The 20,055-nt window shown below is 35.8% G+C and carries 18 protein-coding genes and 7 tRNA genes; 16 read left to right on the forward strand and 9 right to left on the reverse strand.

Going from position 1 to position 20,055, the window contains the following annotated elements; translation table 11 throughout:
- Window positions 1-160 precede the first annotated feature (160 nt).
- From H5J24_RS17245 to H5J24_RS17270, 6 genes are all read left to right on the forward strand, one after another.
- Window positions 161-556, forward strand: a complete 396-nt coding sequence (locus H5J24_RS17245) for a TolC family protein (RefSeq protein WP_283250726.1) — start codon at window positions 161-163, stop codon at window positions 554-556.
- Complete coding sequence (locus tag H5J24_RS25690; RefSeq protein WP_283250727.1) at window positions 528-1,472, forward strand: TolC family protein; 945 nt, start codon at window positions 528-530, stop codon at window positions 1,470-1,472. The genes H5J24_RS17245 and H5J24_RS25690 overlap by 29 nt, the downstream gene beginning before the upstream one ends.
- Window positions 1,473-1,475: 3 nt before the next feature.
- On the forward strand, window positions 1,476-2,735 hold the full coding sequence (locus tag H5J24_RS17255) for an efflux RND transporter periplasmic adaptor subunit (protein ID WP_068941585.1): 1,260 nt from the start codon (window positions 1,476-1,478) through the stop codon (window positions 2,733-2,735).
- Between the two features lie 40 nt (window positions 2,736-2,775).
- Window positions 2,776-3,525 (forward strand): ABC transporter ATP-binding protein, encoded by a 750-nt coding sequence (locus H5J24_RS17260; protein WP_068941583.1) that lies wholly within the window; start codon window positions 2,776-2,778, stop codon window positions 3,523-3,525.
- Window positions 3,526-3,547: 22 nt separating this feature from the next.
- Window positions 3,548-4,777 carry an ABC transporter permease gene (locus H5J24_RS17265; RefSeq protein ID WP_068941581.1) on the forward strand — a complete coding sequence of 410 codons (1,230 nt, stop codon included), beginning with the start codon at window positions 3,548-3,550 and terminating at the stop codon, window positions 4,775-4,777.
- A gap of 101 nt (window positions 4,778-4,878) precedes the next feature.
- Entirely contained in the window at window positions 4,879-5,544 is a 666-nt protein-coding gene (locus H5J24_RS17270) for a DUF2461 domain-containing protein (RefSeq protein WP_068944998.1), read from the forward strand.
- Window positions 5,545-5,582: 38 nt separating this feature from the next.
- Here H5J24_RS17270 and H5J24_RS17275 read toward each other — a convergent pair whose 3' ends face one another.
- Window positions 5,583-6,857, reverse strand: a complete 1,275-nt coding sequence (locus H5J24_RS17275; RefSeq protein WP_068941579.1) for a PD-(D/E)XK nuclease family protein — start codon at window positions 6,855-6,857, stop codon at window positions 5,583-5,585.
- Between the two features lie 285 nt (window positions 6,858-7,142).
- Between H5J24_RS17275 and H5J24_RS17280 the strand changes: the two genes are divergently transcribed.
- Window positions 7,143-7,937 (forward strand): FkbM family methyltransferase, encoded by a 795-nt coding sequence (locus H5J24_RS17280; RefSeq protein WP_068941576.1) that lies wholly within the window; start codon window positions 7,143-7,145, stop codon window positions 7,935-7,937.
- Between the two features lie 9 nt (window positions 7,938-7,946).
- A complete protein-coding gene (locus tag H5J24_RS17285) occupies window positions 7,947-9,425 on the forward strand; it encodes a lipopolysaccharide biosynthesis protein (protein ID WP_068941574.1) in 1,479 nt (492 codons plus the stop codon).
- Between the two features lie 37 nt (window positions 9,426-9,462).
- Here H5J24_RS17285 and H5J24_RS17290 read toward each other — a convergent pair whose 3' ends face one another.
- The 4 genes from H5J24_RS17290 to H5J24_RS17305 form a co-directional block, all read right to left on the reverse strand.
- Window positions 9,463-10,509 carry a hypothetical protein gene (locus H5J24_RS17290; RefSeq protein WP_068941572.1) on the reverse strand — a complete coding sequence of 349 codons (1,047 nt, stop codon included), beginning with the start codon at window positions 10,507-10,509 and terminating at the stop codon, window positions 9,463-9,465.
- A 107-nt stretch (window positions 10,510-10,616) separates the two neighbouring features.
- A complete protein-coding gene (locus H5J24_RS17295) occupies window positions 10,617-11,471 on the reverse strand; it encodes a glycosyltransferase family 2 protein (protein ID WP_068941570.1) in 855 nt (284 codons plus the stop codon).
- Between the two features lie 72 nt (window positions 11,472-11,543).
- Window positions 11,544-12,944, reverse strand: coding sequence for an aspartate ammonia-lyase (aspA, locus tag H5J24_RS17300; RefSeq protein ID WP_068941568.1), 1,401 nt, complete (start codon window positions 12,942-12,944; stop codon window positions 11,544-11,546).
- Between the two features lie 72 nt (window positions 12,945-13,016).
- The gene (locus tag H5J24_RS17305) at window positions 13,017-14,042 is read right to left on the reverse strand and encodes an N-acetylmuramoyl-L-alanine amidase (RefSeq protein ID WP_068941566.1); all 1,026 of its coding nucleotides are present in this window, start codon (window positions 14,040-14,042) and stop codon (window positions 13,017-13,019) included.
- A gap of 136 nt (window positions 14,043-14,178) precedes the next feature.
- On the opposite strand from H5J24_RS17305, the gene H5J24_RS17310 reads away from it, so the two are divergent.
- The 3 genes from H5J24_RS17310 (at window position 14,179) to H5J24_RS17320 (ending at window position 14,469) form a co-directional block, all read left to right on the forward strand.
- Window positions 14,179-14,263, forward strand: a tRNA-Ser gene (locus H5J24_RS17310).
- A gap of 14 nt (window positions 14,264-14,277) precedes the next feature.
- Window positions 14,278-14,352 (forward strand) — tRNA-Pro (locus tag H5J24_RS17315).
- A gap of 43 nt (window positions 14,353-14,395) precedes the next feature.
- A tRNA-Arg gene (locus H5J24_RS17320) sits at window positions 14,396-14,469 on the forward strand.
- Between the two features lie 36 nt (window positions 14,470-14,505).
- On the opposite strand, the gene H5J24_RS17325 is transcribed toward H5J24_RS17320, so the two are convergent.
- Together H5J24_RS17325 and H5J24_RS17330 are read right to left on the reverse strand one after the other, a co-directional pair.
- The gene (locus H5J24_RS17325) at window positions 14,506-15,837 is read right to left on the reverse strand and encodes a hypothetical protein (RefSeq protein ID WP_232815724.1); all 1,332 of its coding nucleotides are present in this window, start codon (window positions 15,835-15,837) and stop codon (window positions 14,506-14,508) included.
- A 150-nt stretch (window positions 15,838-15,987) separates the two neighbouring features.
- Window positions 15,988-16,512 (reverse strand): thermonuclease family protein, encoded by a 525-nt coding sequence (locus H5J24_RS17330; RefSeq protein WP_068941561.1) that lies wholly within the window; start codon window positions 16,510-16,512, stop codon window positions 15,988-15,990.
- Between the two features lie 572 nt (window positions 16,513-17,084).
- Between H5J24_RS17330 and H5J24_RS17335 the strand changes: the two genes are divergently transcribed.
- The 4 genes from H5J24_RS17335 (at window position 17,085) to H5J24_RS17350 (ending at window position 17,513) form a co-directional block, all read left to right on the forward strand.
- Window positions 17,085-17,159: transfer RNA gene (locus H5J24_RS17335), tRNA-Pro, on the forward strand.
- 13 nt (window positions 17,160-17,172) lie between these two features.
- Window positions 17,173-17,246, forward strand: a tRNA-Arg gene (locus H5J24_RS17340).
- 105 nt (window positions 17,247-17,351) lie between these two features.
- Window positions 17,352-17,426: transfer RNA gene (locus H5J24_RS17345), tRNA-Pro, on the forward strand.
- 13 nt (window positions 17,427-17,439) lie between these two features.
- Window positions 17,440-17,513: transfer RNA gene (locus H5J24_RS17350), tRNA-Arg, on the forward strand.
- Between the two features lie 203 nt (window positions 17,514-17,716).
- Here the strand turns inward: H5J24_RS17350 and H5J24_RS17355 are convergent.
- Together H5J24_RS17355 and H5J24_RS17360 are read right to left on the reverse strand one after the other, a co-directional pair.
- Window positions 17,717-18,400 carry an MBL fold metallo-hydrolase gene (locus tag H5J24_RS17355; protein WP_068941559.1) on the reverse strand — a complete coding sequence of 228 codons (684 nt, stop codon included), beginning with the start codon at window positions 18,398-18,400 and terminating at the stop codon, window positions 17,717-17,719.
- A 54-nt stretch (window positions 18,401-18,454) separates the two neighbouring features.
- Entirely contained in the window at window positions 18,455-19,108 is a 654-nt protein-coding gene (locus H5J24_RS17360) for a Crp/Fnr family transcriptional regulator (RefSeq protein ID WP_228407590.1), read from the reverse strand.
- A 214-nt stretch (window positions 19,109-19,322) separates the two neighbouring features.
- Between H5J24_RS17360 and H5J24_RS17365 the strand changes: the two genes are divergently transcribed.
- The gene (locus tag H5J24_RS17365) at window positions 19,323-20,030 is read left to right on the forward strand and encodes a 5'-nucleotidase, lipoprotein e(P4) family (RefSeq protein ID WP_232815725.1); all 708 of its coding nucleotides are present in this window, start codon (window positions 19,323-19,325) and stop codon (window positions 20,028-20,030) included.
- The last annotated feature ends 25 nt before the right edge of the window (window positions 20,031-20,055 follow it).

Below are 20,055 nucleotides of genomic sequence, written 5' to 3' on the forward strand. Positions count from 1 at the left end.
ATACAAACTTAAATTCATAATCTTTTAATATATTTTTAATATTTTAAAAATTAAACGTAATAAAATAAGCTCCAGGTTAAAAATTTGTTAAACATTAGTTTTTTTTATTAAATTGGATTGATTTTTTCTGGATTATTTATGAATTTTCAAAAACAAAACGATGAAACGCAAATTTTTCTTTTTGATATTCTCATTGATAACGCTTGAAATATTTGCTCAAACACCCAATTACCCTACTCGCTGGACTCTGGATAATTGTATTGAATATGCAAAGGAGAACAATATTTCCATCAATTCATTAAGGCTTTCAAAAAATTCAGCTCAGCAGGATCTGCTTCAGGCTAAAGAAGCAAAATATCCTAACCTCAACGGAACAATTTCACAAGGTCTTTTTTCTCTTAACGGGAATGACGGGCTTCATCTCACCGGAGCACAAACCCAAAGTATGGGCGCCAATTCTTCTATGACCCTTTACCATGCCAATTATATTAAAAATAATGAATCTTCAAAAAAATCTACTGGTTCAGATGGCCGATTTATCTGTACAGGAATCTGAAAATAATATCACCTTAAACATCACTCAAGCCTATCTGAATATTTTAATGAACGAGGAAAATCTCATTTCTCTGGAAAACGTTTTAAAAACCACCCAAACCCAGTTAAAACAAGGAGATCAGCTTTATAAGGCAGGGAGTCTTTCCAAACTCAATTATCTTCAGATTCAGTCACAGGTTGCACAGGATCAATATAATTTAACCTCAGCTCAGAATAATTTACGGACAAATATTGTTAATCTAAAGCAAATTCTACAATTGCCTACCAATTATGATTTCCAGATCGTAAAACCAGACAGTATTATTGTAGATAACCAGCTAAAACCTTTGCAAGACGTTCAAAGTCTCGCTCAAAATCAACGTCCTGAAGTAAAATATGGAGAATTGAATGTGGAAAACTCCAATACCAGTCTTAAGATGGCCCAGGCTTCTATTCAGCCCACCCTGAGTGTGGTAGGAAATATTTCAACCAATTATTCTAATGGGAGCGGATCCTATTTCAATCAATTAGGTAACAACTTCTATATGCCTATCGGATTAAGCCTTGGAATTCCGCTCTACAACAACAGGATCTACAAAACCCAGATTGAAAAATCAAAAATTGCCATAGAACAGGCTAATCTTGATCTTCAAAACACCAAAACAGTTCTCAATCAACAGATCGAACAATCTTATATCAATCTGCAAAATGCGGTATCGCAATATGATTCTGCTTCCAAACAAATGAATATCAGCAAACAGAGTTACGACATTGTAAATGCCCAAATGAAAATAGGCAGTATTGATTATGTACAGCTTCAACAGCAGCGATTGCTTTACATTCAATCTATTCAAAATTATCTGCAGGCTAAATATACTGCAGTTCTCAATAAACAGATTTACGAATTTTATGCAGGTAACCCTATAAATCTAAAATAAACTATGAAAACAAAGAATAAAAAATGGTTGTATTGGGTTGTAGGCGGCATCATTGTTATAGGTGCAGCCTGGTTTTTCTTCATCAGAGAAAAAGAAATAAAAATCCAACTGGAAACGGTAAAACCTGAAATGGGAGAAATTTCAAACTCCATCACCGCTACTGGAACCATTCAACCGGTAGATACCGTTGCAGTAGGTACTCAGGTATCAGGAATCATCAAAAATATTTATGTAGATTTTAATTCTACGGTAAAAAAGGGACAGCTTTTAGCGACTTTAGATCCGGATCTTCTCAAATTTCAATCTGAACAGTACCAATCTAATCTACAAAATGCAAAAAGCAACCTTGCTTATAACGAAATTAATATCAACCGACAGTCACAACTCTATAAGGTGGGAGCTATCAGTAAAGCAGACTATGATAATGCCACCAATCAATACAATATGGCCAAAGCACAAGTAGGTACCGTAACCGCTCAACTTTCCACTGCCAACAAAAACCTGTCGCTTACCAATATTTATTCTCCGATAGATGGCACAGTTCTTAACAGAAATGTGAGTGAAGGACAAACTGTAGCATCCAGCTTCAGTACTCCTACTCTATTCAGTATTGCTAAGGATTTGACGAAAATGAGAGTTCGCGCCTCCGTAGATGAAGCTGACATTGGAAATGTAAAGGTCGGACAGAAAGCCACTTTTACCGTAGATGCTTTTCCTGATGAAATATTCAATGGAGAAGTTTCTGAAGTCCGGCTCCATCCTACCGTTTCATCGAATGTTGTCAATTATACGACCATCATTAATGCAGACAACTCTGGCTTGAAATTAAAACCAGGAATGACGGCAAACATTACCATTTACACACAGGTTTTAGAGAACGTGATGAAAATACCTGCTGCTGCAACCAGCTTCAGACCAGATAGCCTGGTTATTCAAAAATACAAAATCAGCTCCTCATTTGCCAAATCCCACGAAAAAGGACAAAGGAAAAAGCAAGGGATAAAAGGTGCAGACAAAAAAAGTGAAGCCGGAGTATGGGTCCTTGCTAAAGACAGTACTCTGTCCCGTAAAAAGATTAAAACCGGAATGGATAGCGATACCGAAATACAAGTGATTTCAGGTTTAGATAAGAATGACAATATCATTACAGGCTACAAATTGTTATCTAAAAAATCTTCAGGCGGACAGGCAAAAAGTCCGTTCATGCCTCAGAGAAGAGGTGGCGGAAACAATAAAGGAGGAGGTGGCAGCGGGCCTAGATAATAGGAGTTCCAATATCCGGCAAATCTAAAAACGACAAGTCATGACAGAAAAAATTCTTGATATTATGGATCTGAAAAGGGAATTCAGGATGGGTGAAGAGATTGTTCATGCCCTGAAAGGGGTTACTTTTTCGGTAGAGAGAGGTGAGTTCGTAACCATTATGGGAAGCAGCGGTTCAGGAAAATCTACTTTACTGAATATTCTGGGCTGCCTGGATAAGCCTTCCAGTGGCGACTATATTCTTGATGGAGTCAATGTTAAAAATCTTGACCGTGACGAACTGGCTGTTTTGAGAAATCAAAAAATAGGTTTTGTATTTCAGGCATACAATCTTCTTCCCAGAACTACGGCAAGGGAAAATGTGGAACTTCCTCTTCTTTATAACGCTAAAATTTCAACAGAAGAAAGGCATAAAAGATCCTTAGATGCTTTAACGGCTGTAAAATTAGAAAGCAGAGTCGATCATCTTCCTAATCAGATGTCCGGCGGACAGCAGCAAAGAGTGGCTATTGCCCGTGCCCTAGTGAATGAACCTGTTATGATTCTGGCGGATGAAGCTACCGGAAATCTTGATACCAGAACATCGTACGAGATCATGGCACTCATGCAAGATCTTCATAAACAGGGACGAACCATCGTTTTTGTAACCCATGAGCCAGATATTGCCACTTTTAGCAGCAGAACTGTAACATTAAGAGACGGAAAAGTAATTAAAGACATTAAAAACGATAATATAAAGTCAGCCAGAGAAGCCCTTGATAATCTACCTGTCAATGATGACTATCAATAATTTTCATTAAAAATCTACTGCAATGAACCTATCAAATCTCTTTAGAATCGCCTGGAAAGCGCTTTTAAGAAATAAGCTTCGTGCATTTTTAACGATGCTCGGGATCATTATTGGTGTTGCGTCGGTAATTGCCATGACTGCCATTGGTGAAGGTTCTAAAAAAAGCATCAGCGACCAGCTTTCTTCAATGGGTTCCAATATGATTACCATTCGGCCTACCAGTAATGTGAATGTTTCCGGAGGAGCAAGAATAGGAGCTTCCGGACTACAAACCTTAAAGCCGCAGGATGCTGAAGCCATTTCCAAAGGAGCCCCGGATGTTTCTTATGTTTCTCCGGCTGTACAAACCAATGGACAATCCATCAATGGACCTAATAACTGGCCTACTCAATTGCAGGGTGTCAATGAGGAATATTTTCAGATCAGGGACTGGAATGTAGCCAATGGCAACCTTTTTACCAGAAAAGACGTTACTTCTTCCAATAAAGTCTGCCTCATAGGACAAACTGTTTATACGAATCTGTTCCCCAACGGAGAAGATCCAATAGGAAGTGTTATAAGATTCAATAAAGTCCCTATGAAAATCATTGGAGTTCTTTCTCCAAAAGGATCCAATGCATTCGGGCAGGATCAGGATGATGTCATTATTGCCCCTTTTAATACGGTTCAAAGAAGATTTTTAGGAATTACTTATGTACAGACTGTTTACGCTTCCTCTACGAATGCAAACACTTCACAACAAGCTACTGATCAGGTCTCAGAAATTTTACGAAAACAACATAAGCTGCCGGCTGATGGTAGTAACGACGATTTCAGTGTAAGAACCCAGGCGGAACTGATCTCTACCATGAGTTCTACCAGCCAGCTTCTGACTGTACTGCTTTCGGCAATTGCAGGGATTTCACTTATTGTAGGAGGAATCGGGATTATGAATATCATGTATGTTTCTGTCACTGAAAGAACTAAAGAAATAGGTTTAAGAATGTCAATTGGAGCCAGAGGAAAAGATATTTTGTACCAATTTTTGATTGAGGCTGTACTCATCAGTATTACCGGAGGAATTCTGGGCGTCATCCTGGGTGTTCTCACCTCGGAACTGGTCACTTTCTTCCTTTCGTGGCCAACCTTCATTACCGAATCATCTATTATCATTTCATTCATCGTTTGTGCCGTAACCGGTGTATTTTTCGGATACTATCCTGCCCTAAAAGCATCAAAACTGGATCCTATTGAGGCATTGAGATATGAATAGTTTTATGTAAATTTGGATAGCGTTGCCCAGTAAGGTTTTCGAATTTCAGGATAATGAAATTTGGGATTGCAATTCATAAAATTAACAAACACCAACAAAATATGTCAGCCAGCATTTCTTCCAAAACCTTCGATTTTCTTAGGAAACTAAGCAAAAATAACAATCGTGATTGGTTTACTGAAAATAAAAATCTATATACGGAATCTCAGTCCAATGTCATTGAATTTTTAGATGGTTTGATAAAGGAAATGTCTGAATTTGATGAAGAGCTTGCCAAGATAGACAGTAAAAAATCATTATTCAGAATTTACAGAGATACTCGATTCTCAAAGGACAAGTCACCTTATAAAACCAACTTCGGAGCATCTTTGGGAATGGGAAAAGGAAATCAAAAAGGCGGGTATTATCTTCATATGGAACCTGGCAAATCTTTTCTGGCTGGTGGAATTTATATGCCTGAATCTTCTGTATTGAAAGAAGTAAGAAAAGAAATTTCTCTATATGGTGATGATTTTCTTAAAATTTTAAATCATAAAGATTTTAAAAAACATTTCCCTGAGTTGGATCAGGATGATAAATTGAAGAAAGTCCCTCAGGGTTTTGAAAAGGAAGATCCTATGGCGGAATATCTAAAGCTTAAAAACTTTATTGTAGTGTACCCGCTCAAAGACGAAGAGATTTTAGATAAAAATGCGATAAAGAATCTCACTAAGATTTTCAAGCTTATGAAGCCGTTTAATGATTTCCTGAATACCCCTTTTCATTAATTCTAAAAAACAAATCACTAAAATAATACCCTATTCAATTACCGAACAGGGTTATCATGATCTATCTCTTTAAAAAGGCTTTCTACCTGATCATTTCTTAATGCTTCAAAAACCTCTTTTATGTTTTTTAATATTGCTTCTTCGTTATTGGCTTTCCAGATAAATTCTTCGTATGTGTCAAATTTCATTTCTGAATTTTGAGAATACTCCATGATATAATTATCATTTCTCCCCAATGTGCCATCTATAAAATTAAAATGCTGCTGTAGAAGGTCACAAAACCTTTCTTTGTACTGTTTTTTAATTTTACCACCTGCACCTTTCCATATTGTCAAACCAATTTCCCATTCATAGACTAACGCGATATCATTCCAGCCATTATTAAGATTAAACCTTAGATCATCATTATTTGCTCTATAAAAACACCAGCCTGAATCAGCTGCCAATGTACTAAGCTTTTTGGCAAAGTCATCACTCCAATTTTTAATCAAGCCATCTTTATATTGGCACATTTCTATAAAGCTATTCCATTTTTCTTCATTGTTATTCAACTCTTCTTTAAGTCCTTCCATAAAAAAATCGTTTTTAAAACGGGTGTTATCCCAAAATTGTAAATAATCCTCAATATAAAGTTTCAACCGGTGCTTTTCATGTAAGGATTCTGCGTTGATGCAGTCTCTAAGCCAACTTTTTATATCCTCAAAATAAGTCCAATTTGTAATGAATCCTTTTTCTTTATTGATTATTGGATACTCCAGCTTGATAAAGTCAGGTTTTAGGATCGAAATTTCAGAAACAAACTTATCTGTATAACCGCTTGTAAGGTAAATGATCCTGCATTTTGACCGATCTTGTGATTTCTCCAGATCACGATCAAAAAAACCATAGATATGTTCATACCAATATCTATACAGCTGATTATGCTGATCTACAGCCTCATTGGATTTATTTTCAATGACAATACTGATTTTTTCAGAACCGATGATACTGATTGCTTTAATCACAATATCTGCATTTCGATCTTCCGTAGTAACTCTCCATTTGTATTGGTCAATAGGATGATTAAGTTGCAGCCCATCTATCTTTTCCAAAAATTTATTTAAAAACAACTTTCCTTGCCCATGAGATTCTTCAGGGTCAAGAAAAAATGCTAAAAGCTTAGTGTGCTTTGTTTCGGAAATACCAAAAACTGAATGGATAAGGTTAAAAGAATTGAATTCAATTCCTTCTATCTTTTTACGGTTAAAATTATCTTCAAGAGATTGATAGTATTGTAATAGCTGAATGATTGTTTCAGAATCCGAGTTTTTCATATTATATTAGCTAATAACAAAGATAATCCTTTATCAAAATTTTCCTATACTCTTCCCTATTTTTTAGCAAAACAAAGATTAAGGGCAATAGAGAAACACCTGACAGCCTTACAACATTCTATCCTACAAGGCGTTTCTGTGACAAATTTAAAATTCATTATGATTCAGCTTCTTATAAAACAGACTACAAAGTCTACCAATTGAAAATCAACCTATTATATTTAACATTTTTTAAGAAAAGTTTTACATTTTTGCTTATCTTTGCTGTTCGTCAAAAAGCCAAGGATGTCTTTATACCAAAAAATTGCAGAAAAGCTACAATATATAAGTCCGGATTTTTATAAAAAAAGATATTTTAAGACCCTAAACAATCTTAATAAAGATAATTTTTCGGAACGCAATGTAGAACCGGAACTGGTATGGATCAAAGAATACCTTCCTAAAAACGCTGTGATATTGGATATTGGTGCCAATGTAGGAACTTTCCTATATCAATTGGAAAATAAGCTGAATCATGAGCATATTTATGCTTTTGAGCCTAATAAAAAGCTTTACATCAGGTTAAAAAGACTGTTTCCAAGGATGCGGGTACTTCCATTGGCACTTTCTGACGAAAATACGATAGCGGAATTCAAAGTTCCTATTATCAACGGGAAAACCATTGCTTCCCGCGGTACTTTAAATACTTCTTACAAAGAAAAAGGCGAAGAGAAAAGCTATACTGAGAAGGTTAAGGTTATCAAGCTAGACGAATGGGCAGCCATAGAACATTTCAGCAGACTTGATTTTATTAAAATAGATGTTGAAGGCAATGAAATAAAGACTCTTTCGGGAGCTAAAGAAACCATCAAACAGTTTATGCCTACCTTAATGGTTGAGATGGAACAAAGGCATCACCAAACACCCATATGGAATGAAATCTCTGAAGTGAAAAACTGGGGATATGAAGTAAAGTACCTGAACAGGAACAGCTTTACCTTAGAAAGCCTTACAGAAGATATTCTATTACAAAATACAAACGACGAAAAAAATAAAACTCAGTACATCAACAATATTATTTTTATACCTAAAAACCCTTAAAACAACTTTATGAGTGTAGTAGCGAGACAAGGCTTCAAATATTCCATTATCGGCTATATTGGTTTTTTGCTGGGCACAGTTTCTGCAATTTTTATTTTTCCCAATGACTTTGAATTTTATGGAAAACTCCGCTACATTCTTCCTACTGCTGAAATGCTGGTTCCTTTTGTAGTTCTGGGAATCTCCTATTCCAATGTAAAGTTTTTTCACAAGGTAGAAAAAGATGGTAAAAAACAGAACATGCTGTCTCTGTCATTGCTTACCGTTTTTATCAATTTCCTTATTTTCACTGTGGTATTTTTTATACTTCCGTTTTTCTATCCTAAGTTCAGACATTCAGAAGCCTGGAAGATCAAGGAAATGATTCTCCCCTTAATTCTAATCCTTTCATTTTGTGCTATTTTCAACAAATACACCTCCAATTACAAAAGGATTGTTGTTTCTAATATTTTTGACAATCTGCTTCCTAAAATTGCCAATCTGGGGGCCTTTTGCTTATTCTATTATTTTGCTTTGTCCCAGAAAATTGCCTTTGCATTCTTCTTCGGAACCTTCGCTTTAATGCTTTTTGGATATATTTATTACAGCAATAAACTGGAAAAGATCCAACTGGATTTTAATACGGACTATTTTAAAAAGAATGGTTTCTGGAAAGAATTTTTCAACTATAGCTTCTTTGGTTTTTTAGGAACTTTTGGAAATTACCTGGCCATCAACAGCTTTATGATCGGAGAATTTATGGGAATGGAAGAGGTAGGAATCTACTCTGTTTTATACGCCTTAATTTCACTGATCTCTATTCCTCAATTGGGATTATTTAATATTTCTGCGCCTATCATCAATAAAACGCTTGCTGACGGAGATATGGAAGAATTAGACCGATTCCATAAGAAAACTTCTCTATCACTCTATTTTCTAGGAGCTGTTTTATTTTCATGCATTATGGTAGGGTTCCCTTATCTTACAGAATTTATGCCCAAAAACGGAACTATGCTTAGAGAATATGAACCTGTAATCTGGATCTGGGGCTCTGCAGTTTTAATTGATCTCGCAACTGGGTTTAATGGTAATATTATTTCACTTTCAAAATATTACAGATTCAACATTCTGGTTATGCTTTTATTAGCTGGATTAACAATCGGACTGAACTATTATTTCATTAAAAACACTGATCTGAAACTGATCGGTATTGCCTTATCGACTGCAATTTCACTCACGATCTACAATATCATTAAAATTGCATTTAATTATATTGTATTCAAAGTTTCACCATTAACCATTGAGATGATCTTCGTTTCAATTATCTGTACATTGGCTATTACTGTAGCTATTGTTCTTCCTAATTTCAACAGCAATTTTATCAATCTGGTTTATAAACCGGCTGTAGTTTTAGCATTAATCTATATTGGAAATTATTTCACAAAGATCTTTCCGATAGAGGATTATCTGAATATGAAGTTTATTAAGAGTATTTTTAAGTTTAAATAAGATTTAGAAGATCAAGGCAATAGAACAACACCTGCTTTTACCCTGCAATAAGACCGTTCAATAATTGTTCTAATCTTTTTTGAACCTCTGCCCTGCTATAACTTTTTTGAAAATCAAAATGGGTATTGGCAAGTACATTCAGCTGTTCAAAGATGTTTTCTTTTTCAGGGAAAATGAAACCCAAATTTGATGGATAATTATCTGGAAAAACGGCGAGTTTTCCATAGGCAATTGCGTCTCCCAGATTTCCCGTCATCTTGGTTTTGCCATATATTTCTTTTAGGCTGAAAAATTCAGACTCTTGCTGAATGGGACACCAGAGTATATCTGCCTTCTGCATCCATTTCTCAAAATCCTCCGCAGAAACCCTTTCTGAAAAATAGGTTACCGTAATATTCTCCGGTAAATTAGAAGACAAATGTTCCAGCTTTTTCAATTCATGATCCTTTGCTTTCCCAAGGAATATAAATTCACATTTTTGACCTGTTTTTATCTTCTGAATGGCTTCAAAAATATGGGTATAATCTCTCCTCTTCTGAGAAACTCCACCAGGAATAACAACTGTCAGGCATTTATTTTCTGTTTTATCAAAGTTTCTGGCATAAAAAAGAGGCAGGAACTGATATCTGTCGGAAATCAATGCTTCATCCAATACTACCAGTGATTTTGATTGTTGATATACTTTACCAGCATACAATAATCCTTCTTTCCACCACAGCTTTAATCTGTAAATGAAATCTCCTTTGAACACACTTTTTATTAAATCAAACCTTGATGCTTGGGTAAAATTGAGATTGTGTGTAATGACAGCCGTGTTGTATTTCTTTGTTATTGCTAAAAACGTATTGAAAAAACGATGAACAGTTCCAATAATCACAAGATCATATTCTTTAGCCTTCAGCTGATCTAAAATCATAGAGCTATCAGACAGAAAAATACCTGACCTGGTCTCAGTGATCTGATCTTTTATTTTTTTTGAAAAATAATAATCTACACTGAAATGTTGGGATCCTTCCATGATATTCATGAAAGCCTGTGCTATTTCTGCATGGGTATCTATTTCTATGTAAGCTATTTTTTTCACTAACTGATTGGGGTATTTTAGGTTTTGGCAAAGCCAATTGAATTTTTATTTTTTCCTTGCAAATGGGTTAAAGCCCATTCCTATTGATATTTATTGAGTTTATACCGTTACATTTTCAACCATTTCTTCTTCAGCATTCTCCAGCGCTGATCATTGACTGCTTTTTGTTCTTTCTTTGAAATTTTAAGTTCTAATTTTTTTGACTTACAATTTTCATAGGATTTCACAATATCAAAGAAAAATGATGGAGATTTGCTTTTCATTGCTTCCTTTGAAGAGGCAATATAAGCCAGGAATCTGTTTAATCCTAGAAAATAAAAATAACGGCCATAATAATCTGCCGGCCTTATAGTATAATCAGCTCCTTTTACTTTAATAAGCCTTACATGAAGTTCAGGCAGGACTATTTCTTTCCACCCTAAATGTTCTAACAAAATAGAATCTATATTGTCCCATCCTAATGTTTCCCTTAAGCCTCCCATCTGAATAAAACATTCTTTCCGGTACGCTTTCATAGGTCCTCTTACATGATGTTTATTGGAATTTCCTTCATAGACCCAGTTCCCTTCTTTCTCTACATAGAGTAAACCTCCTACCAATCCATAGTCAGGATTATTAATGAAAGCTTTTTCTACGATTTCCAGATAGTTTTCAGGGAGAATAATATCGGCATCGAACTTACAAATGATATCAAATTCATCTGTTGATTGTGTTTGCAAGCCATTTTTAAAGGCATGAACCACCTTTGAACCTGGCTGATGTTCAGATTTTTGAAGATTAATGGTTTCAAAACGAGAATCAGCAGCTGTATATTTCCTGATAACGTCAGGCGTACTGTCTATGGAACCGTCATTAACGACTACCACTTTAAAATCCTTACTACTTTGCTGCTGTAAAGAATCCAGAGTGAATGAGAGGTTCTGCTCTTCGTTATGGGCAGGAATAATAATTAAAAACCTCACGGAGTAATTTATAGATGATGAATGATAAGTGATAAATGATGACAAACACCATTTATCACTTATTGTTTTATATTATTTATTGTGTGGCTTCAGCATGTTTTTCGGATCAAGGATTTCATCCAGTTTTTCCTGAGAAAGAATTCCTTTCTCTAAAACAAGATTATATACACTTTTTCCTGTCTCTAAAGCTTCTTTTGCAATCTGTGTAGATTGTTTGTAACCGATATAAGGGTTTAATGCTGTTACAATTCCGATGCTGTGTTTTACCATGTTCAGACATACTTCTTTGTTGGCAGTAATTCCTACTACACACTTATCACGAAGAGTATCTAATGCATTGCAAAGGAAATTGATATTTTCCATGATCGCATGAGAAAGTACCGGTTCCATTACATTAAGCTGTAACTGTCCTGCTTCTGCGGCAAAAGTAACTGTTAAATCATTTCCAAATACTTTAAAGCAAACCTGGTTAACCACTTCCGGGATAACAGGATTTACTTTACCAGGCATAATGGATGATCCCGGCTGCATTGGCGGAAGATTGATTTCAAAAAGTCCTGCTCTTGGCCCTGATGAAAGTAATCTTAAATCATTACAGATCTTTGATAATTTTACAGCAAGACGCTTCGTTGCCGAAGAATAGATCACATAAGATCCGGTATCGGGAGTAGCTTCCACCAAGTCAGGTGCTGAAACAATCGGGAATCCTGTAATCTGAGCTAAGTTTTTAGCACAAAGCGTAGCATATCCAACCGGAGCATTTAAACCTGTTCCAATGGCTGTAGCTCCCATATTTACTTCTACAAAAAGACTTGCATTATTGTTCAGTTTAGAAATATCTTCTTCCAGGGTAGCAGCATATGCCTCAAATTCCTGTCCTAGGGTCATAGGAACAGCATCCTGAAGCTGAGTACGTCCCATTTTGATCACATCATGAAACTCTTGTCCTTTGGCACGGAAAGCAGCTATGATCTTCTCCAGTCTTTCTACCAATCCGATATTCATCTGTAACAGTCCCATTTTAATAGCTGTAGGATAAGCATCGTTAGTTGATTGTGAAAGGTTGATATGATCATTGGGTGAACAAAATTCGTATTCGCCTTTGTTTTTTCCTAATTTTTCCAATACGATATTCGCAATCACTTCATTCGCATTCATGTTGATTGAAGTTCCTGCACCGCCCTGGATCATATCTACCGGAAACTGGTCATGATATTTTCCTGCTACAATCTCATCACATGCTTCTGCTATCTTGAAATATAGGTTTTCATCAAGAAGTCCTAATTCATAATTGGTCTTTGCGGCTGCTTTTTTTACGAAAGCCAGTCCTTTAATAAAATCCGGATATGAAGACAAAAGCTGTCCTGAGATTTTGAAGTTGTTGATGGCTCTTTGCGTCTGCACTCCATAATAAGCGTCTAAAGGCACGTTCAATTCGCCTAATAGATCACTTTCTTTTCTGAAATTTTCCATTACAGATATTTTACTGTTTTTGATCGTTTAAAGATAACAAAAACGCATCGATCCGATGCGCTTTAATTTGAATTATTTTACTGAATATTTTAAGTTTAAAGCTTGCAGTATAGCCCATGTTTCGGCATCCATAATTCCGTCATAATTTTGTGGACGGAAATGATACTGGAAAGCTTCAATTGTTTTTTTAGTAGCATCATCCCATTTTCCGCTCAATTCTATTCCATAACCAAATTTTTGCAATGCTGTCTGTATAGAGAAAATAAAGACTGTATCGCTATATTTAGCAGGAAGCTCTGTTTGTGCAAGATCGAAGTAATTTTGTTTTGCGGCTTCATCATACCACATTCCTATCTGGTATTCATCATATAATTTTTTCCATGGAAACATTGGCCCCGGATCCTGCTTTCTTGTAGGGGCAATATCTGCATGGCCAATAACATTGGTTGCCGGGATCTGGTATCTTGTAACAATATCTTTTGCCAGCGCTGCTACTTTTCTTATTTGTGCATCACTGAAAGGAACGAAAACTCTTTTGCCTGCAGCATCTGTAGTGAAGCCCGGATTTACAATTTCAATTCCTATAGAAGTATCATTAAGGTTTTTATCTGCCCTCCATGAACTTACTCCTGCATGATATGATCTCTTATTTTCATCTACTAATTGATAGATTTCATTATCTCCTGTATTATTTACCAGATAATGAGCACTTACTCCAGGCTGAGTAAGAACAGTAATAGACTTGTCATCAGGAAGCACAGTATAATGCATGATCAAATAACGCTGTCTGAAATTCTGTGCCATGGCAGGGAAATATGTTTTCACCACTTTATATCCTGCAGGTTTTGCAGATACAATAGAACCATAACTTGCCGTATTATCATTTTTTGCAGGGTCTGCTATATTAGTAGTAAAAAAGTCTACTCCATGATCACTTACTACTTTTGGTTTTGGAGCTTCCGATGTTTGAGTTTTAGCTACAGGTTTTGGCTGTACCACGAGAGTTTTCGGTTGGTACGTATTTTTTTTCATATTTTTTTGAGGAGCACATGAAAAAACAAAAGCACTTAAGCCGATGATATATAATGTCTTACGCATCAGTTTGGTTTTTTATCAATTTATTACCTCAAAAATACGTTAAAATTTTCTTGAATTTTATTTGGTAAATAAAGAAATCTGTTCTATATTTGCACTCGCAATAACGGAACAACGATCATTAAAAAATAAACAAAAAGGAGGGTTGCCGGAGTGGTTAACGGAGCAGTTTGCTAAACTGTCGACGCGAAAGTGTCGCAAGGGTTCGAATCCCTTACCCTCCGCTCTCTTATATATTCGGGGCGTAGCGTAGTCCGGTCATCGCGCCTGGTTTGGGACCAGGAGGTCGCAGGTTCGAATCCTGCCGCCCCGACTTTTTTTAATGCGCTTATTACAAAGCGAGAATCAACTTCTAAGGGTGCGTAGCTCAGCTGGATAGAGCATCTGCCTTCTAAGCAGACGGTCAAAGGTTCGAATCCTTTCGCGCTCACAAAAACCTCATCATTTTTATGGTGAGGTTTTTTGTTTATGGATTATGGTTTATTTTATTTCTTCTGAAGATCTTTCTTTTTACCAGCATAAAGTTAGCATTTGCTTCATTTTTCTCGATGCTATATCTCTCAGTCAATTCCAGAATCCAGCCATCACCTGATATTTTTCTCTCTTCTATCTTTATAGGATTAGAAATTGAAATCTTATCCCAGTTTGAACTCATCAATGCTCCATTTTCAACAGTCAGAATTCCCCATTGATCTGTGACTCTGATATTAGGATAAACGGTTCCTTTATCTTCAATCGGTACTATATTTCTTGGATCAAAAGAGACATTCATCTTTTCGAATTTTATTTCAAGATGAGGCTGGTCAATAAATTTGGATTTATATTCAGCAAGAAGTTTTTTGTTTTTTTCTTCTCTTTTTGTTTCTTCTTCAATGATTATTGAACCGTTGTAATGATCAGTTAATCTGATTACCATACTTTTTAAATCAGAAGAGATTTTAATATTGAATGCTTTACTAAAATAATCCGTCAAATCGGTTTTTTCCGTAATTTTTTTATTCCAGCTTTTATCTTTATTATAAAGTAAATACCCATAAACAGGCACTGTGTGGTAAGCAAATGATCGTACAAATGTTGCATTCTTAAAAAAATCACTAATCCCTTCTACTAAAAAAGCAGCTGTCTGTGTTTTATTTCTACCACTCACTATCATTCCGGTAAATTCCGCCATTCCTTCATTAAGTTCCAAAAGATTTTCACTGCCTTTAGAACCATCATAAATGCTATGTCTGTATTTCCTGAAAGTAACTGCATTCATAAGGTGTTCCTGTAATTCTTTTTTTGAAACAGATTGTACTGCTTTTTTCAAGGCTTCAAGTTCTAAACGAAGATAAATTCTACCTTCCTTCTGATCCAGGTGATTGTTTTCAACATTGTTTAATTCAAAACCTAATGATGGCTGTATACGATGAAAAGATTCATGGGCCAGCAAACCAATTCTGCTATATTTATTTTTAGGAAGCGGAAGCATAATCATCGCCCATCGTTTCCCATTCCAGTCTACAGCGGTATTCGCAATATTAATCTTATCAGGTAAAACTCCTGTATAGACACTTCCATCTGATTTTAAAACATCATTGGCATCAGATTCATTGGCAAAAATCTCTCTTGTCTTTGGATCAATTAAAAGGATTGGGCCATAGAGATCCTTATTCCAAAGTTCTATATTCTTTTCAGACTCTGTTTTAAATTCATTATAAAAAGTTGAAATACTATCAATAGAAATCGTCTTTACCTGCCCCGCAAAACTTTGTATACAAAAAAAGAACGATATGATAAAAATAGCAGTCTGTCTCATGGTTTAATTTTTCAATTGTACAGATCACCCCACTCTATTAAGTATTATAAGTATCTGTGTCACAAATATAATAAATTAGATTTGTGTTCAGTTCAGCTATTTTATAGGGCATAAAAAAGCCTCAGAATAATTTCCAAGGTCATTTCTATTTTAAACTGTTTCTTTTATTTTTGATTGGGTTTTAGCAGCTTGTATCTTTTTATTTTTCGATTGCTCCCGTTTCATTTTTCTGTATTCCCAAGGAGCAAAGGCTTTTACATCCTGCCAAAGCCCAATCTTCTTTTGTTGAGCCTTTTCCTGCAATTTCCCTAAAGAATCATCTTTGGAGTAAGAAAAATACCACCATCCCATTCCTGCCTTTATTACTTCTTTCGAAAGGTATTTATCATTATCATAATAAATTTTGGCAATAGAGCGTCCATAACGATCCGTACTGGTCTCTTTAAAGGTAACTATCTTCCCAAACACCTGCGCAGAGGTGAATTGCTTGGCATTTTTCCCGAAAGCCTGACCACTTTCCGGGCAATCTACTTCAGCCAATCTAAGTTTCTTTTGTGTATTGCCTTTTAAAAGTACAGTTATGGTATCTCCATCTGAGATTTTGATTACTTTTCCGCTTGTTTGTGAAAATAGAAGTGCCGGGAAAAGCAAGCTCATCAACATTAATCGTTTCATGTGGCAAATATAGGTATTCAGGAGAAATAAAGGAAGCTGGAGGAGACTAATGGAGGGTGAAAATAAAACTTTAAATCTTTCTTAATTAAGGTTTCCATTGACAGATTCAGATACAAACCATTACACCATCACCAAACATTAATAATGCTGATCATCATAAACTTTTATTTATTTTTCAAATTCTTTTTTCAATTTCATAAGGATGGCTAGTTTTAGCATTTTTTAGTCAACCTTTTTCAGGACGAGACACATAAAACCCTTCATTGATGTCATCATTTTGAAGTGCTTTTTCCAGAGCGGGAAGATATATTTTATAAAAGTCCTGAGTTTTCATAATACTATTTTTTTTAAATTATAATAATAAAATTTATGGACAAGTCATAACGGTGAAAAAAAAACATAAAATTCCTCTGACAACCTAAATCAATGGTTATGAATAAAGTAAAGTTAACAAAAAAGTTTTTCAGAAATTTAATTAAAAATTATCCTGAAATTTATTTTTTTATTTCAAAAAGTATTGTACCTTTGCAACCGCAAAAACGAAGTAATATTCGTTAATGATGACCTTTAATCGGGGCGTAGCGTAGTCCGGTCATCGCGCCTGGTTTGGGACCAGGAGGTCGCAGGTTCGAATCCTGCCGCCCCGACTTTTTTAATTAAGGGTGCGTAGCTCAGCTGGATAGAGCATCTGCCTTCTAAGCAGACGGTCAAAGGTTCGAATCCTTTCGCGCTCACAAAAAGACTCATAATTGATGTGGGTTTATTAATTTTAATTCCTGAAAGCATTTTGCTTTTTTCAATTAAAACAATGAAGTAAAATTCATTAAAGATGACCTTATCGGGGCGTAGCGTAGTCCGGTCATCGCGCCTGGTTTGGGACCAGGAGGTCGCAGGTTCGAATCCTGCCGCCCCGACTTTTTTAATTAAGGGTGCGTAGCTCAGCTGGATAGAGCATCTGCCTTCTAAGCAGACGGTCAAAGGTTCGAATCCTTTCGCGCTCACAAAGACCTCATCATTTTATGATGAGGTTTTTTGTTTTTATACATCCTCTTAATTTTAAAACTTAAATTAACAAGGATAGAGCATCCCGATTTTTTAATCGGGATGGTCAAAGGTTCGAATCCTTCTGCGGTCATAAAGTCTATAGTTCAAGAAAAGTATGAAATGTTTCTTTTTTTAAGCATAATTACTCCAAGGTCTTTTTTTAAACAATATCACTGCATTTAGCTACAAATCTTTCAAACTTCCGATCTGTATTTTGCAATACTGGTCCGTGACCGAAACAAATAACGGAAGGATTAAGCTCTGCCAGCTTCTTGAGCGATTTGATATTGCACTTCTGATCCGAAGTAAACATATTCGGAGGAAGCCTCAGGCCTGTTACTGTAGTAAGAATATTCATATTGGTTGCCACATCTCCGATAATCAGCACTCCATCCCGCTCACGAAATAAAGAGATATGACCAGCCGAATGTCCGGGAGTTTCTATTACCCAAAAATTTCCGATTCTATCATTTTCCGCAATTGTCCTGTCAACTTTATGTCCCTGCCCTGCCCAATACTTTTGCTGAAGCATTGCTACCCAATGTTCCGGGATTGGATAGTCTTGGGTTACCATACCTGTTTCGGTCCTAAAAACTTCGTTGGGATGACAGCGTAAAGGAATGTCGAACTCCACGCATATCTGATCACTGCACCCTTGGTGATCTGCATGAGCATGCGTCAGCACATGTTGATAAACGGGGATTTTCTGAAGAACTTTCTTTATAGTAGTATATGAACTCCTTATTCCGGAGTCAACCAGTACACCTTCGATAATATAGCTATTGATACTGTTTCGCGGCATCAGTGGAATCTGAAATACTTCAGGAGCAATTTGACGTAACATAGTTTTTTTGTGCAAATCTACAGCACCGATCAGGACGGCATAAGGACATTTGTCCTATAACACCTTAGGTTTATGGATTTGTCCCTTCGCCCGTGTAAGTGATCGTTGTGTGATCCCTAAATACGATGCCAGATCCTGTGTTGTTACACGCTGGACAAGTATTGGTTCAACTGAAAGGACATGACGGTATTTATCTACAGCCGACCTATTATTGTAATTCAGCAGATAAAGTTCTTTTTGAATATACTCCTTTTCCATCACCAATTTTATAACTTCATTCCATGCAGCCACCTTATCCAGTAGATGTTGATAATCTGGGAAATTTATTCTATAGACTATACTATCTTCTATAGCCCTGATACACCTTCTGGACTTTTCCTGCTTCACAAACTCCTGAAATGAGGTTACAAATTCATTTTCAAACTTGAAGCAGGTTATATTTTCATTTCCTTCTTTATCGATAGCATATGCTTTTACTGCTCCACCAGCTATAAATCCTATATAACGACAAGGTTCATCCTCTTGAATAAAAAAATCCCCCTTTTTTAGGTGGATAGGCTTAAAGAACTGCGCAGAAAAGTTAATTTCTTCTGCTGATAATCCTTCGGTTGAGGATAGATAATTTTCAAATATATCAGTCATTTCGCAATTTTTATTTTTTTTATTTCTTTTAATCATCAATGGATCATAGATAAATCCAGTATCCAAATCTAATGATTATTATACCTTCTAAAAAAGCAAACATGAGAAATAGTTGTCACACCAATCAAATTGTTATAATTTTGTTTTCTCTATTTTAATTCAATGAAAAATTTTAAGTTCATTATCGCAAGCTGTGCCTTTGCTTTGACTTTGTCATGCAAAACAGTGACTCCTGTTAGTAAAAATTCAGTTCAAGATGCTCCTTATCAAAATCTTGGACGTGACGGAAAAAATATATGCTGCATTCTATCAGCAAAGGGCTGCAGAATATGAAGCATTGTGCCTGCAGGCCTATAATATTGCAAAACTTCGTCTGGATGAAGCCTTAGCACAAAAATCGGATAAACCATTAGCCATTGTTTCGGATATTGACGAGACCTTTTTAGATAATTCCTATTATGCTGTTGAACGCTCGAAAATGGGAAAAGATTATGATCAGAAAACATGGGAAGAATGGACGGCCAAAGGGATCGCAACCCCGCTTACCGGCTCTCAGGATTTCTATCAATATGCCGCCAGTAAAGGAGTGCAAGTATTTTATGTTACCAATCGTGTAGAACAGGAACGTGCAGGAACTTTGAAGAATCTCAAAAAATACAATTATCCGATTCAAAGTGAAACCCATCTTATTCTTCGATCTAAAGAAAGCAGTAAAGAAAACAGACGATTGAATATCTCCAAAAATTATAATATCGTTCTTCTGCTAGGTGATAATCTTGCCGATTTCTCTACTCTATTTGATAAAAAAACAGAAGCAGAACGATCGGCTGCCGTGAAAAATTCAGCCAATGATTTTGGTAAAAAATTCATTATCATTCCTAATGTGGGATATGGAGACTGGGAATCTTCATTTTATCAATATAAATACGATTATACTCATCAGCAGAAAGATTCAATGATGTATAATGCCGTTAAAGCTAATCCTTAGCATAAAAATATAGAACACGGCTAAA

It is taken from the genome of Chryseobacterium capnotolerans (genome assembly GCF_021278965.1).
Lineage (GTDB): Bacteria > Bacteroidota > Bacteroidia > Flavobacteriales > Weeksellaceae > Chryseobacterium > Chryseobacterium capnotolerans.

Coding starts and splice junctions, on each gene's coding strand:
- H5J24_RS17280 (WP_068941576.1), top strand. CDS start 7,143: ATGTCTTTATACCAAAAAATTGCAGAAAAGCTACAATATATAAGTCCG.
- H5J24_RS17270 (WP_068944998.1), top strand. CDS start 4,879: ATGTCAGCCAGCATTTCTTCCAAAACCTTCGATTTTCTTAGGAAACTA.
- H5J24_RS17260 (WP_068941583.1), top strand. CDS start 2,776: ATGACAGAAAAAATTCTTGATATTATGGATCTGAAAAGGGAATTCAGG.
- H5J24_RS17305 (WP_068941566.1), bottom strand. CDS start 14,042: ATGCGTAAGACATTATATATCATCGGCTTAAGTGCTTTTGTTTTTTCA.
- H5J24_RS17245 (WP_283250726.1), top strand. CDS start 161: ATGAAACGCAAATTTTTCTTTTTGATATTCTCATTGATAACGCTTGAA.
- H5J24_RS17265 (WP_068941581.1), top strand. CDS start 3,548: ATGAACCTATCAAATCTCTTTAGAATCGCCTGGAAAGCGCTTTTAAGA.
- H5J24_RS17285 (WP_068941574.1), top strand. CDS start 7,947: ATGAGTGTAGTAGCGAGACAAGGCTTCAAATATTCCATTATCGGCTAT.
- aspA (WP_068941568.1), bottom strand. CDS start 12,944: ATGGAAAATTTCAGAAAAGAAAGTGATCTATTAGGCGAATTGAACGTG.
- H5J24_RS17325 (WP_232815724.1), bottom strand. CDS start 15,837: ATGAGACAGACTGCTATTTTTATCATATCGTTCTTTTTTTGTATACAA.
- H5J24_RS17355 (WP_068941559.1), bottom strand. CDS start 18,400: ATGTTACGTCAAATTGCTCCTGAAGTATTTCAGATTCCACTGATGCCG.
- H5J24_RS17330 (WP_068941561.1), bottom strand. CDS start 16,512: ATGAAACGATTAATGTTGATGAGCTTGCTTTTCCCGGCACTTCTATTT.
- H5J24_RS17255 (WP_068941585.1), top strand. CDS start 1,476: ATGAAAACAAAGAATAAAAAATGGTTGTATTGGGTTGTAGGCGGCATC.
- H5J24_RS25690 (WP_283250727.1), top strand. CDS start 528: ATGGCCGATTTATCTGTACAGGAATCTGAAAATAATATCACCTTAAAC.
- H5J24_RS17275 (WP_068941579.1), bottom strand. CDS start 6,857: ATGAAAAACTCGGATTCTGAAACAATCATTCAGCTATTACAATACTAT.